The 14236-nt window shown below is 64.5% G+C and carries 16 protein-coding genes and 1 pseudogene; 7 read left to right on the forward strand and 10 right to left on the reverse strand.

The annotated features are described in order from the left end of the window. Positions 1 to 7: 7 nt before the first annotated feature. From ACSQ9I_RS33965 to ACSQ9I_RS33975, 3 genes are read left to right on the forward strand one after another with little or no spacing between them, the layout of a single operon-like run. Complete coding sequence (locus tag ACSQ9I_RS33965) at positions 8 to 1243, forward strand: ABC transporter substrate-binding protein (RefSeq protein WP_436316393.1); 1236 nt, start codon at positions 8 to 10, stop codon at positions 1241 to 1243. 5 nt (positions 1244 to 1248) lie between these two features. After that, positions 1249 to 2103, forward strand: coding sequence for an ABC transporter ATP-binding protein (locus tag ACSQ9I_RS33970; RefSeq protein WP_436316394.1), 855 nt, complete (start codon positions 1249 to 1251; stop codon positions 2101 to 2103). 31 nt (positions 2104 to 2134) lie between these two features. Continuing rightward, complete coding sequence (locus ACSQ9I_RS33975) at positions 2135 to 2914, forward strand: enoyl-CoA hydratase/isomerase family protein (RefSeq protein ID WP_436316395.1); 780 nt, start codon at positions 2135 to 2137, stop codon at positions 2912 to 2914. A gap of 44 nt (positions 2915 to 2958) precedes the next feature. On the opposite strand, the gene ACSQ9I_RS33980 is transcribed toward ACSQ9I_RS33975, so the two are convergent. Together ACSQ9I_RS33980 and ACSQ9I_RS33985 are read right to left on the reverse strand one after the other, a co-directional pair. Beyond that, positions 2959 to 4473, reverse strand: coding sequence for an AMP-binding protein (locus ACSQ9I_RS33980; RefSeq protein ID WP_436316396.1), 1515 nt, complete (start codon positions 4471 to 4473; stop codon positions 2959 to 2961). Further along, positions 4473 to 5297 carry an SDR family oxidoreductase gene (locus ACSQ9I_RS33985; RefSeq protein WP_436316397.1) on the reverse strand — a complete coding sequence of 275 codons (825 nt, stop codon included), beginning with the start codon at positions 5295 to 5297 and terminating at the stop codon, positions 4473 to 4475. Before ACSQ9I_RS33985 ends, ACSQ9I_RS33980 begins: the two co-directional genes overlap by 1 nt. A gap of 155 nt (positions 5298 to 5452) precedes the next feature. Here ACSQ9I_RS33985 and ACSQ9I_RS33990 point away from each other — a divergent pair, with 155 nt between their 5' ends. Beyond that, a complete protein-coding gene (locus tag ACSQ9I_RS33990; RefSeq protein WP_436316398.1) occupies positions 5453 to 7084 on the forward strand; it encodes a long-chain fatty acid--CoA ligase in 1632 nt (543 codons plus the stop codon). Between the two features lie 97 nt (positions 7085 to 7181). After that, positions 7182 to 7985, forward strand: coding sequence for a BPL-N domain-containing protein (locus ACSQ9I_RS33995; protein WP_436317105.1), 804 nt, complete (start codon positions 7182 to 7184; stop codon positions 7983 to 7985). Positions 7986 to 7989: 4 nt separating this feature from the next. Here ACSQ9I_RS33995 and ACSQ9I_RS34000 read toward each other — a convergent pair whose 3' ends face one another. The 5 genes and pseudogenes from ACSQ9I_RS34000 to ACSQ9I_RS34020 all read right to left on the reverse strand — a co-directional run. Continuing rightward, complete coding sequence (locus tag ACSQ9I_RS34000) at positions 7990 to 8385, reverse strand: avidin/streptavidin family protein (protein ID WP_436316399.1); 396 nt, start codon at positions 8383 to 8385, stop codon at positions 7990 to 7992. Next, complete coding sequence (locus tag ACSQ9I_RS34005; protein WP_436316400.1) at positions 8382 to 8657, reverse strand: hypothetical protein; 276 nt, start codon at positions 8655 to 8657, stop codon at positions 8382 to 8384. Before ACSQ9I_RS34005 ends, ACSQ9I_RS34000 begins: the two co-directional genes overlap by 4 nt. A gap of 47 nt (positions 8658 to 8704) precedes the next feature. Next, positions 8705 to 8860: an FAD-dependent oxidoreductase gene (locus ACSQ9I_RS34010; protein ID WP_436316401.1), complete on the reverse strand. Its 156-nt coding sequence runs from the start codon at positions 8858 to 8860 to the stop codon at positions 8705 to 8707. Between the two features lie 291 nt (positions 8861 to 9151). Then, on the reverse strand, positions 9152 to 9313 hold the full coding sequence (locus ACSQ9I_RS34015; protein ID WP_436317125.1) for a hypothetical protein: 162 nt from the start codon (positions 9311 to 9313) through the stop codon (positions 9152 to 9154). A 153-nt stretch (positions 9314 to 9466) separates the two neighbouring features. Continuing rightward, positions 9467 to 9647 (reverse strand): annotated as a pseudogene (locus ACSQ9I_RS34020) (sigma 54-interacting transcriptional regulator); the annotation flags it as partial. A gap of 409 nt (positions 9648 to 10056) precedes the next feature. Between ACSQ9I_RS34020 and ACSQ9I_RS34025 the strand changes: the two are divergent. Continuing rightward, positions 10057 to 10455 (forward strand): PIN domain-containing protein, encoded by a 399-nt coding sequence (locus ACSQ9I_RS34025; RefSeq protein WP_436316402.1) that lies wholly within the window; start codon positions 10057 to 10059, stop codon positions 10453 to 10455. Between the two features lie 135 nt (positions 10456 to 10590). Here ACSQ9I_RS34025 and ACSQ9I_RS34030 read toward each other — a convergent pair whose 3' ends face one another. Beyond that, positions 10591 to 11727, reverse strand: a complete 1137-nt coding sequence (locus tag ACSQ9I_RS34030) for a site-specific integrase (RefSeq protein WP_436316404.1) — start codon at positions 11725 to 11727, stop codon at positions 10591 to 10593. Positions 11728 to 11854: 127 nt separating this feature from the next. Here ACSQ9I_RS34030 and ACSQ9I_RS34035 point away from each other — a divergent pair, with 127 nt between their 5' ends. Next, a complete protein-coding gene (locus ACSQ9I_RS34035) occupies positions 11855 to 12949 on the forward strand; it encodes a DNA-binding protein (protein ID WP_436316405.1) in 1095 nt (364 codons plus the stop codon). Positions 12950 to 13125: 176 nt separating this feature from the next. Here the strand turns inward: ACSQ9I_RS34035 and ACSQ9I_RS34040 are convergent, their stop codons facing one another. Continuing rightward, on the reverse strand, positions 13126 to 13611 hold the full coding sequence (locus ACSQ9I_RS34040; RefSeq protein WP_436316406.1) for a hypothetical protein: 486 nt from the start codon (positions 13609 to 13611) through the stop codon (positions 13126 to 13128). 31 nt (positions 13612 to 13642) lie between these two features. Then, on the reverse strand, positions 13643 to 14038 hold the full coding sequence (locus ACSQ9I_RS34045) for a hypothetical protein (RefSeq protein ID WP_436316407.1): 396 nt from the start codon (positions 14036 to 14038) through the stop codon (positions 13643 to 13645). Positions 14039 to 14236: the final 198 nt, after the last annotated feature.

A 14236-nucleotide genomic window follows, 5' to 3' on the forward strand; every position in this document is an offset into this window, starting at 1 on the left:
ACACATCATGAGACTCACCGCATCCATCCGATACGCTGCGGCGCTCGCCACGGCCGCGCTGGCCTGCTCGATCGCACCGCGCACGGCCCATGCGCAGACGACCTACGTCGTGCCCTCGCTGTCCGACTTTTCAGGGCCGTTCTCGACCGTCATGCCTTCTATCGGCGGCGGCCGCGAGGCGGTCATCAACTGGTGGAACGCGGAAGTCGGCGCCAAGCAGGGCATCAAGCTGCAGATGAAGGCCTACGACACGCGCTTCGAAACCGCGCAGACGGCAAGCCTGTGGCCCGGCATCCTGGCCGAGAAGCCGTTGGTCGGCTTCGCGCTCGGGGGGCCCGACACCGCGGCGCTGCAGCAGCGTCTGCCCAATGACAAGGTGGTGATGTTCAGCGCCTCGGCCAGCAACGGCTTCGCGTGGCGGCCCAACCAGTGGATTCTGTCGCTGAGGCCCACCTTCGTGCATGAGTTCGTGGGCTTCATCGACTGGTACCAGAAGACCAAGGCGGAAGGCAAGCGCCCGATCAAGGTGGCATTGGTCACCTCCGAGTCGTCGCCGAGCTATGTCGATGTGGCCAAGGGCGTGACCGCGTTCGCGAAGGCGAATCCGAAGGTGGTCGAGTTGGTCGAGGTGGTGTTCGCCGAAGCGCAGCCGGCCGACCTGACGCTGCAGATGCGGCGCGTGACCAATTCGGGCGCCGAAGTCATCCTCGCACCGGCATCGATCCAGCAGGCGATCGCCATCAAGCGCGCGCTGCAGGCGCTCAACAAGAAGGTGCCGGTGGCCTTCGCGATGCACAACGCGCCGGGCTTCATCGCCAAGCCGATGGGCGGCATCGGCTCGATGGAAGGGGACTACGAGACCCAGGGCGGCGCCCTGGCCACGGACGACGACACCGAAGTCAAGCGCTTCTACGACATGCTGGCGACGAAGTACGGCCTCAAGGCACCGTGGAACGGCATCACGATCGGCGGCATCGCGCAAGCGCTGCTGCTGGTGCGAGCGGTCGAGGCGGGCGCGAAGAAGTACGGGCCCGACAAGCTGACCGGCGAGCTGATCCACAAGACGTTGCTGGAGACCACCTTCACGAGCGCCAGCCTGTTCGGGTACTCGAGCGATATCAAGTACGACATTTCCGCGCCGTTCCCGGTGCAGAACCCGAAGGTGAACATCGGCGTCGTCAAGGACGGCAAGCTGATGCCGGCAGTGCTGGGCTATTCGGTCCCGAAGATGGACCTCTGGTGAACGACATGGACGCGGCGGTTATGGAGCGGCCCGCGGCGACCGTGGCGCAGGAGGCTGCGCGGAGCGAACTGCTGGCGATCGAGAACCTCGAGGTGCTCTACGCCAAGGTGATTCTCGCGCTCAAGGGCGTGAACCTGCGCGTGGAGGAGGGCCGCTGCACGGTCCTGCTGGGGCCGAACGGCGCCGGCAAGAGCACGACGCTCAAGGCCATCTCGGGCATCCTGTCGATCGACGACGGCGCGGTGTCGGCCGGCAGCATCCGCTTCGGCGGCCAGGCCATCACCGGCCTGGCTGCGCTGGACACGGTGGCGCGCGGACTGATTCACGTCGTCGAGGGGCGCAAGGTGCTGCGCCACCTGAACGTGGAACAGAACCTGGTCATCGGTGGCCACCTGCTGCCCGGTATGGCGAGCGTGCGCGAGCGACTGGAATTCGTCTACGAGACGATCCCCCGGCTCGCCGAACTTCGCGACCGCACCTCCGGCTACCTTTCGGGCGGCGAGCAGCAGCAGCTCTTGATTGGGCGCGCGCTGATGGGTAAGCCGCGGCTGATGCTGATCGACGAGCCCTCGCTGGGTCTGGCGCCGAAGATGATCGAGGAGATCTTCGCGCTGCTCGCCAAGCTCAAGACCCAGGGGCTGTCGCTGCTCATCGTCGAGCAGAACGCGCAGGCTGCCTTGGGACTGGCCGACCATGGCTACGTCATGGAAGGCGGTCGCGTGGTGCTCGAAGCGCCGGCCGAACAGCTGCGCGCGAACGAGGACATCCAGGAGTTCTATCTCGGGGTCAGCGTCGCGGGCGAGCGCAAGAACTATCGCGCGACCAAGCACTATCGTCGCCGAAAACGGTGGCTCGGTTGATGCGCATTGGCCTTCTTTCAAGGGATCTTTCATGAGCGAACCCGTCATCCTGCAGCGCGAGGGCGCCGTCGCCCGCCTGCGCTTCAACCGCCCCGCGCAACTCAATGCGGTGGACGTGCCTACGGCCCGCGCCTTCCTCGCGTGCTGCCAGGCGATCGCGGCGTCCCCGGACATCCGCGCCGTCGTGCTCAGCGGGGAGGGCGATGTCTTCGGCGTCGGCGGTGACCTCAACGAGCTCGCCGGTGACGATGCGGCCTCGGCGGTGCCGGGCCTCATCGGGCCGGTGCACGAGGCGGTCAAGCTGATGGCCATGCTCGACGTGCCCTTCATCGCCCGCCTGCATGGCGTGGTCGCCGGCGGCAGCCTGAGCCTGGCCATGGCGTGCGACCTGGCGATCGCCGCCGAGGGCACGAAATTCAACCTGGCCTACGTAAACATCGGCGCCACCTGCGACGGGTCGGCCTCATGGTCGCTGCCGCGCGTCGCCGGGATGCGCAATGCGATGGCGATCGCGCTGCTCGGCGAAAGCTTCGATGCGACCGAGGCCTGGCGCTATGGCCTTGTCAACAAGGTGGTGCCGCTGGCGGAGCTCGACGCCGGCGTGGACGCGGTGGCGCAGCGCCTGGCCGCCGGCCCGACATTGGCCATCGGTCGCATGAAGCGGCTCATCCGCGCTTCCTTCGAAAACGACCTGCCCACGCAGCTCGATCTGGAGCAGGCGGAGTTCGTCGCCAATGCGCGCACGGAAGACTTCACCGGCGCGGTCGCGGCCTTCCTGCAGAAGCAGCGGCCGCGGTTCAACGGGCGTTGAGCCGATCACCGGTCCGCGTGAGGGGTCTGCGCGGGCCGGGGGTGCTACCCGTGAAGCTTGCGAATCTGTTCGCGATCCGCCGATCCGTCCGGCCTTTTCGGCAGCGAATCCGCGAACACCACGAAGCGGGGCCGCTTGTAGCGCGCGATGCGGCTGGCGACGAAATCGGCGACTTCTTCTTGCGCGGGTGGCGGTGTGCGCGCCGGCACGCAGATCGCCTTGATCGACTCGCCCCACTGGGCATCCGGCACGCCGATCACAGCGACCTCTGCAATGCCGGCGTGCTGGCGGATCACGGCCTCGACTTCGGAGGGGTAGACGTTCTCGCCCCCCGTCTTGATCAGTTCCTTGGCGGCCAGCCGGCCCGTATACCAGAGGCGGCCGTTCGCGTCGATGCGACCGCTGTCGCCCGTGTGCAGCCAGCCGCCGCGCAGCAGACGCGCGTTGTCCTCCGGACGCTGCCAGTAGCCCAGGCAGGCCGACGGCCCGCGCACGACGATTTCGCCAGCCTCGCCGTCCGGCACAAGCCGGCCGTCGTCGCCTTCGATGCCAATCGCGCACAGTGCCAACGGAAATCCGGCGGCACCGGGCGCATCGCGGAAACGCCCGAGTGTCGCCAGCCCCGACACCTCGGTTTGCCCGTAGCCGGCCCAGAAGGTGGCGTCAGGGCAGGCGGCTTCGAAGCGGCGAATCGTCTCGGGCGAGTCGAGGCCGCACACATGCCGGAGGCTGCGCAGCCGCGAAGGCGCGTCATCGCACGCGGAGAGCAGGCCGTCGAGCATGGGCGCGAACTCGCCGAGCACGGTGGCCCGGTGGAGCTCCACGAGCGAAGCCGCTTCCTGCGGTTCGTACTGGCGCGTCAGCACGCAGGCGCCGCCGGCCAACTGGACGGCGAGCGTCAGAGAGATGGACGTCGAATGGAACAAGGGCAGGCAGCACAGATGAACGTCGTCAGCTCCGAGCTTCCATGCGCCTTGCAGTTGGATGGCGTTAGAAATCAGGTTGGCGTGCGAGAGCGTGGCCGCTTTGGGGCGGCCGTCGGTCCAGGCGGTATGGATCAGCAGCAGCGGGGCGTCGGCAGATAGGGGCGTCGATGGGGGAGGGCCGTCGTCGATGTACAGATCGTCGAGGCATTGGAAGCCCTCGCGGCGAATTCCGACGGTGATCGGTTCCAGATCCGGGCCGGTACGCGCAAGGGCGAGATCGAGCAAGGGCCAGAATTCATCCTCGACCAGAACCGCCTTCGGCGTGTCGTTCTCCAGCACGGCCAGCACTTCGGCGGCGGACAGGCGCCAGTTGATCGCGGACATGATGGCGCCCAGTTGCGCGGCTGCGCCGAGCAACTCCACGTACTCGATGCGATTCTTCGACAGGATGGCGACGCGATCGCCTTGCGCGATCCCGAGCCGCTGCAAACCGGTGGCCAAATGCTGAACGCGCCGCCAATGCGCCTGGTGTGTGACCGCGCCGTCCTGCCCGCGAAACGCGATGCCTTCGCCATGGACCGTGGCGTTGCGGCGCAATACGTCGGCCAGCGTGTAGTCGCTCGCGCGCTCCATCACACCTTCCTTGCCTGGGCCTCGGCCAGCCGGCCCGTGGCCTCGAGAACGGGCTTGACGCTTTCCAATGCGCCGCCGCCATCGCAGGGGATCACGGCGCCCGAGATGTAGCTGGCGTAGGGTGAAGCGAGGAACAGCGTCAGGTTGGCGATGTCGTCCAGCGTTCCGAGCCGCTTCAGCGGAACCATGCTCGTGGCCTGCGCGAGTTCCTCGTCGCTTTGCGCCATGAGGCGCCTGACGCCTTCGGTGCCATCGATCGGGCCCGGCGAGATGGCGTTGATCCGAATGCCGTCTAGGCCCCACTCGAGCGCGAGCACGCGGGTCAGCTGATCGACCCCGGCCTTCGCGGCACAAGCGTGGGACTGATAGCGCATCGGGATCGTCGACTGGGGCGCCGTGATGTTGATGACCGAGGCGCCGGGCTTGCGCAGGTGCTCGTAAGCCTGGCGCATGACGTGAAAGGTGCCGAGCAGATCGATGTCGACGACGGCCTTGAATCCGTTGGCTGACATATGTCGCGCCTGGGCGAAGAAATTGCCTGCGGCACCCGACACCATCACATCGACAGCGCCGAACTTCGCGACCGCTTCGGCCATGGCTTGTCCGACCGCCTCGAAATCGCGCACATCAGCGCAAAAGCCCGCCACGCGATGCCCGTGCCCGGTCAATGCGGCGACGGCATTGTCGACGTTCTCGCGCCGGCGGCTCACCACGCTCACATCCGCGCCCTGCCGGGCAAAGGCGTCGGCAATGCCGAAGTTGATCCCGGTGGTACCCCCGAAGACAATGACATGACGTCCTTTGAACTGCAGATCGATACGCATCGACACCCCATGTTTGGATCGAGCTTGATATTTTGAGTGAAGCTCAATTTCACGCCAATGTCGTTTTCCCTATGATTGCTCGTGCATTTGGAAATTCATAATTGAGAGTAGCTCAAAGTAGATCAGAGATCGAGTCAAGAAGGGGCAAGAGCAGTATGAAATCGACCATGATGCCGGTGCAGCTCAGCACCAATCTGATCCTCGAGCGCGCGGGCACTTATTTCGGCGACCAGAGTGTGCTCGGCCGCTTGCCCGACAAGTCCACCTACCGACGCAGCTATGCGGAGATCTACCGGCGTGCCCGTCAGCTCGCACAGGCCTTGCGGGACAAGGCCGGGATCGCGAGGGGCGAGGCTGTCGCCACGATGAGCTGGAACCATGCCTGGCACCTGGAGTGCTACTTTGGCATCCCGGCAGCCGGCGCCGTGCTACACACGCTCAACCTGCGGCTGTCCCCCGAGGACATCGCCTACATCATGGAAGACGCCGGCGATCGCGTGCTCGTCATCGACGACGTGTTGTTGCCGATTTGGGAGCGTGTCCGGCCTTTGCTGAAGGATCCGCCGCGCGTCATCGTCGTGCCCTTTGGCGGCACGCCGCTGGCCGAGGGCGCGGAGAGCTACGACGACTTCATCGCTGGCGACGCCGCCGGCTACCAGTATCCGGAGCAGGACGAGAACGAAGCCGTCGGCATGTGCTACACCTCCGGCACCACCGGGCGGCCCAAAGGCGTGGTGTATTCGCACCGCTCGATGGTGCTCCACGCCATCACCGGCTGCATTCCCGACCTGTTCTCGCTGTCGGCGCGCGACCGGGTGATGATGGTCACGCCTATGTTCCACGCCAACGCATGGGCCGTGCCCTTCTCGGCCATGATGGTCGGTGCGAACCAGATCCTGCCCGGCCCACACCTTGGCGGTGAAGACCTGCTCGACCTGATGGAAGAAGGGCAGGCCACCATGGCCCTTGGCGTGCCGACCATCTGGATGATGATTTACCAGGCGCTCGATCAGCCAACCCGTCAGCGCAACCTGGTCAAGGGCATGCGCATGCTGATCGGCGGCGCGGCGGTGCCGCAGTCGATGATCGCCAACTTTGAGCGATACGACATGCACATCGTGCAAGGTTGGGGCATGACCGAGACCTCGCCGATGGGCAGCTTCCCGATCATGAAGCCGGAGCATGCCTTGCTGCCGGAGGAGAAGCAACACGCCATCCGCGCGATGCAGGGTGTGGCTGCGCCCATGGTCGAGATGCGCATCGTCGATGAGGTCGATGGCGAGCAGCCATGGGACGGCAAGGCCGCCGGCGAGGTGCAAGTGCGCGGGCCCTGGATCACGGGCAGCTACCACGCGACGCCCAATGACCCTGGCAAGTTCACCGCCGACGGCTGGCTGCGCACCGGCGACGTGGGCACCATCGATGCTCATGGCTACATGCACCTGGTTGATCGCAGCAAGGACCTCATAAAGTCGGGCGGCGAATGGATCAGTTCGGTCGACCTCGAAAATCTTGTGATGGGCCATCCCGCCGTGGCCGAAGCTGCGGTGGTGGCGATTCAGCATCCGAAGTGGGGCGAGCGTCCGCTGGTGGTGGTCGTGAAGCGCCCGGGAGCGGAGGTCGATGCGGCGGTGCTGCGCGAATTTCTGAGGCCCAAACTCGCGCGCTTCCAGCTGCCGGATGACTTTGAGTGGGTCGATGCGATTCCCAAGACCGCGACCGGTAAATTCCTGAAAACACGCATGCGCGAGATGTACCGCGACCGCGTGTCGGTGTCGCCGGGCTGACGCTTCGGGGCTTGTGCGGCACCCAGGATCTCTGGTCGTGAGCCCAAAGGTGAACTCGATCTGCCAGCACGCAATCGAAACGATCTGGAGAACCAGCATGCCGAAACCGAAGATCCTGACCTATATCGACGCCGGAACTTTCGACGGGACGTCACGCGTGATGAGAGCGATCGCACAGCAGCTTCTTCCCGCTGCCTACGAGATCCGAGCGGTCATGGCCGGCGACATCAAGGATGACGCGGCGCTCTTCGATGACACCGTTCTGTTTGTCATGCCGGGCGGTGCTGACCTTCCTTTTTGCGAAGCGTTGAACGGTGCCCCCAACCAGCGCATTCGGCGGTTCGTCGAGGAAGGTGGCCGCTATCTGGGCATTTGCGCAGGCGCGTACTACGCCTGCAGGGAACTCGCGTTCCATGCCGGAACCGATGGCGCGATCTGCGGCGCACGCGAACTGAGGTTCGTGGATGCCGTCGCAGTGGGCTCGCTGCCCCAACTCACCGGGGGTGTCTCCTACGACGCAACGCCGAGGAGCGCTGCAGCGGCTGAAATTCGGACGACAGATCGACTGACTGCCGCCCCAGTGACGCTTTACGCGCACTACCACGGCGGCTGTCGCTTCGATCTCGGCGACGCGACGAGCGATGTAGCGCAGATCCTGGCCGTATACACGGGCATCGAGGGCGCTCCGCCCGCCATCGTGAGCTCACGTGTGGGCAACGGGAGCGCGATCCTAACGGGTGTCCACTTGGAGATGTCGGAGCGGGAGTGCAAGGACGCACTGTGCGGACACAGCGACATGGCTGCACACATGCACGTGTGCCACAAGCTTGCAGAGACCGGAAAGGCGCGATTGGAGGTTTTCCGCCAGTTGCTTGTTCACGCCGGACTCACACTGCGCTGACCGTTCAAGGCGTCCAGTACCAGACCGCAGAGTTGGTGAGAAAGGTCTCCCACATCGCGTGCGGCTTGCTGGGATCATCGTCGCCGTAGAGGCGGGCAAGATGCCATTGGGCCTCGATCCGCTCTCTCGATGAGTCGCCGAAGCCATCCTGCTCACCCTGGGCCAGGTAGCGACCGGCAAAGCTTGCTAGCGAGGCATGCTGCTCCGATTGATTCTTCCAGAGCACCGTGAATCCGATGAGAGCGCCGTCTGTCATTCCGTGCGCGTCGAACCACGCTTCGGGGCTAGGCTTCCCCACCTTGGTCTGGTAGCGGCCGGTGAAGTGGGCACCTGGACCGATGGAAAGAATCTCGAGTCCGCCCCCGTTGCGGCCGAGCCATCGCCCAATACGGATTGTCATGGTGTCTCCTTTGCGTTGCGTGGATCGGAAGTCGATGCACTGAAGAACACGTCACCGACGACCAGATGTCTGACGCTCCCGTCACCAAGGCGCAGCAACAGGGCGCCGTCCTCATCGATGCCTTCGAACACGCCGCTGATGGACTCGCCCAGGTCGAGCGAGGCTCGTATCGTGATGCTTTCACCCAGACCATGTGCGTCAGACCTTCGCAATGCTGGACGGTCACTTTGCCATGAATTCGGTCGCGTAGCCATAGCGCCGGGCTTGCGCAACGGCCGCGCTGCGCAGACCTCTCTGCACCTCTTCATTTGCGACGTAGCTACCAAAAGGCGGCCTTGGAGAGCGGAGGACGCTGATAGGGCAGGCAATCCTCGTCGCCGATCAGCACGATGTTTCCTCCGAAGCCTTCCTGCCGCAGGGACGCGGCGCATTGGAAGCCGGCGTGGCCGGCGCCGATGATCACGACCTGCTGCATTGCGAGCTCCTCCAGAAGGGGGCCATTGCCGCGTAAACGCGCGCCCACGGGCCGGCGCCTTGTCCTGTCCGATGCAGCGCATGTCCCTCAGGTTCTGATTCAACGGTCTGGGGACACGCCTTCTGATGCCCACTGATCTGGGCTTCGTCAGTTTCCAACTTGTACGGGAGCAGCCATTCCATCAACGTACCTCCTAGCCAGGAATGGTCACTTCAAAGACGTGGGCTGTCTGTCCCTGCAAAGGGGACATTCACACTGGCGGAAGCGGACCAGCCCCTTTTGCGTAGCAGCCTATGTCAGGTTCGTTTCCGAGGCGGCGATGCCAGCGATCCTGCTGCCGCCCAGCGCATCCAGGTACGCGGCATGGGTGGTGAGCTGCACGTACTGACGCAGGTAGGCCGCGAAGTTCTCCGGCGCCGCGCTGTGCGCTCGTGCAGCCGCTCGGCCAGCCACGCCCGGTCGTCGCGCTCGCGCAGCGCCGGCATGCGCACGCCGACCACATTGAGCCGGTAGGACAGGTCGCCCCTGAACTGGCCGGCCTCCACGCGTCTGCAGGTCGCGGTGGGTGGCGCAGACGACGCGCGTGTCGATCGGGATCGGCGAGACGCCGCCCACCCGCACGATCTCCTGGTTCTGTACGGCGCAGGAGGCTGCCCTGCAGGTTGAGCGGCATGTCGCCGATCTCGTCGAGGAACAGCGTGCCACCGCTCGCCATCTCGAACTTGCCTGGCTTGCCGCGCGTCCGGGCGCCGGTGAACGCCGCCGTCGTAGCCGAAGAGCTCCGCATCAATCAGCGACTCCGGAATGGGGATACGAACGGCCTTCGCGCGCGCGGCGACATGGCGTGTACAGCATTCGCCGCCAGCTCCTTTCCGCTGCCCGCCCCGCCCTGAACGAGCACCGGCGACGACAGCGGCCTGGCCTGCTCGATGGCTGCCGATGGCTTCCAGCGCTACCTTGTCGGCGACGCGCTCGCCGCGGTGGGGTCGACCGCCGCCAAGGCCAGACAGAGGGCGAATTCGCCGCCGACCTCGATCCGCGGATGGCCACAGTTCCTTTCGTCGAACCCGTCGGGATTTTGAAACTCTCCGCGTCGTCGTTCGGGCCAAAACCAGGTCGATCCTCGACCTGGCTGGAGCCTTCAAGCCGCCCAGAGGAAAGCACGTCTCGATCGCAGAAATGAATCCCTGGCGCTGATGGCGGCGCTCGACACCAATGTCCTCGCCCGCTATATCGTCAGGGACGATGCCAAGCAATTGTTGGCCGCACGGCGCCTGTTCCAGAAGTGCATCGATGAGGGGCAAACGCTCTACGTCCCTGTGACGGTGTCCATCGAGCTCGAATGGGTCCTTCGTTCGGCCTTCGGTTTCGGCAAGGCCGAGATGATGGAGATCTTTTCGCAGCTTCTCTCGACGACCGAGCTTTGCTTCGCTTCGGAGGGAGCCTTGGAGCACGCGCTTTCCGCGTATTCAAAGGGCGCAGCGGATTTCGCCGATTGCCTTCATGTGGCGCTGGCTGCGTTGGCGGGCGAATCGCCGTTGTGGACCTTCGATAAAGGCGCATCGAAGGTCGATGGGGCCTCAAACCTCGTGTGACGATTTCTTGCCTGCTTCTGGATTGCAGGCTTGGTTTCTGGCAACGGTGATTGGCTCGGATGGCCGCAAGCCGATCGACTTGATTACCGCCCGCGCCGGTGCCGAGTCCACAGAGTCGTAGCACAGCCGGCGATCTTATGGTTTCGCTGGCAGTTCATCTCCGTCGAGCATCCGGCTGACCTTGCTGCCAAGCGCGCTCTCGCTGCGGAAATATCCCATCACCGTGGCGACGCTCTGGTGCCCCGTCATCGCCATGGTCTCGGGCAGCGACATGTTCTGCCGACCGGCCTCCGTCACGAACCCAGCCCTGAGCGAGTGCGCGCTAAAACCCCCCTCGACCCCCGCCATCGCACACCGCTCCTTCACGATGTCGCGCACCGCGGCTGGCGCCAGCGCCTCGCCCAGATGTCCGCCCTTGCGGATGCGCCGGAAGAGGGCGCCTTCCTTGATCCCTTTTCCCGTCAGCACGGCGAGCCACTCCTGCATGGCGAGAGCCGCACTGCCCACCAGCGGCTTGACGTCCTCGGGTCGCTCAGCGCCGGCCTGGTTGGTCTTGGAATGCGCGAGCGTATAGAGATATGACTTTGCGTCGACGCGCTGGAGGTTTTCGAGGGTGGCCGCGGCGACCTCCGAGCGGCGCCGCCCACCGCTTGCCCATGCAAAGAGCAGCAGGGCGCGATCGCGTTTGCCACGCAATGAGTCGTCGCAGGTCGCGAGCACGGCCTGCAATGGATCCTTGGTGAGCGCGCGCTGCTTGCGCGGCCGCGCGCCGCGCTTGGCGTAGGCACGGCGCGTGCGGCCGAGCAGCTCGCGCACCAGCGGGTCGGCGCAGGGGTTTGGCGCCTTGGCCAGCTGGTGCGCCTTGGACAGCACCGCGATGCGGTGCACCAGCGTGTTGAGCGCGGGCGCACCAAGGCGCGCCTTGTAGCGGTTGGCGACCAGGGCCTGGTCGATGTCGGCGGGCAACTCGGTGACCAGGCTGGCTTGGGACGCCGCGCCTTCGGCTGCGGCCGAGCGTGCGGCGTGGTCGACGATGAACTGGATGACCACGGGGACTGGAACCGCCAGGCGCAGCGCATGACCGTAGCGCGCGGCGTACCAGGCGCACCAGTAGCGCATCGCCGAGGCGTAAGACGCACGGGTATTGGCCGATTCACCTTCGCGCAGCAGCGCGCGCGCCGCGTCCTCGGTCGTCTGCGCGAGGCGCGCCGGATCCAGCGCCAAGCTGCGCTCGGCCAAGTTGGCCAGCGGGTGCGTTGCGGCTGTTTTCATGGTGATTATCTTACATACGACATATGATTCGCTACATCATACATCAATAAGTCCCGATAACATTCTCTTATCGATGGTAAATATTGGACGGGGCAGGGCGGTCGTTTTGCAAAAGTACGAGGGTCAAATGGCTGAAATTCGACAAACATTCTCCAGAGGCATCCAGGAAGACGACGTCTGGGGGGCGGCAGATGCGCTGCTGCATGAGGGCCTGCGGCCCACGATCGAGCGTGTGCGCCAGAAAATCGGGCGCGGCTCGCCCAACACCGTGAGCCCGATGCTCGAGCGATGGTTCGTCTCCTTGGGGCAGCGCATCGCCGGCGGCGCCGCCCCTTCGGCGAACCTCTCAGCGGGCAACGACGCGGACGGGGTGCCGGTGAGCGTGCGCAACGCGACGCGGCTCTTGTGGGAGACGGCGCGGCGCGAAGCTGAACAGGTGCAGCGGCAAGAAATGGACGGGGCCCGTGCTGAACTGCGTGAGAGCGAAGAGTCGCTGCGCAGTGGCCAGGCCGAGCTCGCGCAAAGAGAGGCCGCTTTCGAGCAGGCACGCGCCAGCCTTGACACCGCCCTGGCCTCGTCGCAACAGGCGCGCGAGGCGTTGGAGCGTCAGCTGGCGGAGCAGGCGGCCGAGGTACAGCGCCTTCGCGTCTCGACCGACCACGAAATCGCCAGGCTCAACACCCTGCTGCTGCAAACCAGCGCAAGCAAGGAACTACTGCGGCAGGAGCACGCCGCAGTATTGGCCGCGCGTGAGCAGGATCTGCGCGACGCCGAGGCGCGCCACGCCGCGCAGGACCGACGCATGCTCGCCGAAGTCGACCGCGCGCGCCAGGCGACGAAGTCGATGGAGGCGGAGCTTGCGCGCGAGCAGCAGCATCGGGTCCGGAGCGAGGAAGCTGCGGCACAGGCCCTTCAAGCCGAGCGTCAGGCGCTGCGCACGGCGCAGCAGGCAGGACAGGAGGCTGAACGGTCGCTCCGCGATCAGCTCGCCGCCGAGCGTATCGCCCTCGCGCGGTCCGAGGCGCAAGGTGCGGCACTCGCGCAGCGCCTGGACGCGCTGCAGCGCCACCTGGAGGACCTGCAGCAGCGGCTCGCCGAGGAGAGGAGCTCGCACGATGCCACCCGGGCGCTGCTGGCCGGCGCCGTCGCGGCCATGAAAAGGGCCGACGGCGAACGCAAGATGACCTCGGGAAAATCCAAGGCGCGTCGCGATGCGTCGTAGGGTGCCGCGTGGCATGGCGCTACCGCGACCAAGCGATGAGTGCGTGGTGAAGTTCTCCGCCGGCACGGGGTACAACGCCTGGCCGCCGCGCACAGACTTCACGTCGCCCACTCTATCGCAGGCATTGACGCGCGAGTTGCTTCTCGTTGCGCTCGTCGCGACAGAACCCGCACAGTTCATTCCGGCCCCTCTCTTCGGGATTCGATATCGCTGGCGAGCGCAGTGCGTAGCGCGCTGCAGCGGCTTCGTATGGTCTCGTAGTCTTCGACCGAGACAGGACCGGTCTTGTGAATCCGAAGCACTTCCGCGAGAGCGTCTTGCAGGGGACCGTATGCGCGCTTGTGAGTCGACCGGGATAAATACATTCCGCCCTTCTCGAAGTACCACTTGCGCAGTCCCTCGCTGAACAGAAGCAATTGCTCATATGTTACATCCGTTGCCTTGGGCCATTTGGGCAGGATGGCCGTTGACTTCCATAGTTCTTCGTAGACGCCAATTCGTTTTGTCCTAAGGTCTATGTCGATTTCTTGGAGCAACTTCTGAGTCTGCACGATCCGGTCGATCCACACTTTACCTAGCAAAGCGGCCAGGCCAGCAACGATTACGGCGCTGCCTCCGGCTGCAGTGATTAAGGTCATGATGATCTCAATGGATGACATCATCTCTCCTAGAATGTGTCACGATCGATATTTCTCAACGCTTTTTGTCCCAAGTTAAGGTTGCGTTGCATAATAGAAGAACCCCCCAAACAATCGCAAATATCACTGGGAGCGCAATTTCTGGGGCAAAGGCTGTGTAAGTTATCCAAGTCCTCACCCAAAACTCTTCGGTAGGATTTCCTGAGTTCTTAAAGTCCTGCCACGTGCAGTACTTAGCTGCGAACGCTGCAGCTATTCCGATAGCGCTAAGGACAGCAATCCCTTCTCCTGTGGTAGCCACGATTGTTAGAAACATTCGTTCCCCTCGCTCATCCAAAGCAATGCCGTAGGCGGCAAATAAAATCGTCTGCGAGGAGAGCAGCCACGAAAGGCGTCGATTTATTAACTCATGCTCGAATTTCATCCGCTCAGCATATTCGGATTTTTCCATCTCAACCTCCTATTTAAAAGAAACTGCGACGGTCACGAATCCCCGTAACCCCCAATGCACGATTCCTTCAGCTTGTAGGGCGAGACGATTCAGGCTTTCGGCCCTTCTTCGTTGGGATGTGCGGCTGCGCTGAGCTTCATCGCGCTATTGCGACGGATCTAACCGCGTGGCCGTAGTGCGACAGAACCTGCGGACCTT

Origin of the sequence: Variovorax sp. LjRoot84, from assembly GCF_964254305.1 — a bacterium.
In the GTDB taxonomy this organism is placed as follows: Bacteria; Pseudomonadota; Gammaproteobacteria; order Burkholderiales; family Burkholderiaceae_C; genus Variovorax.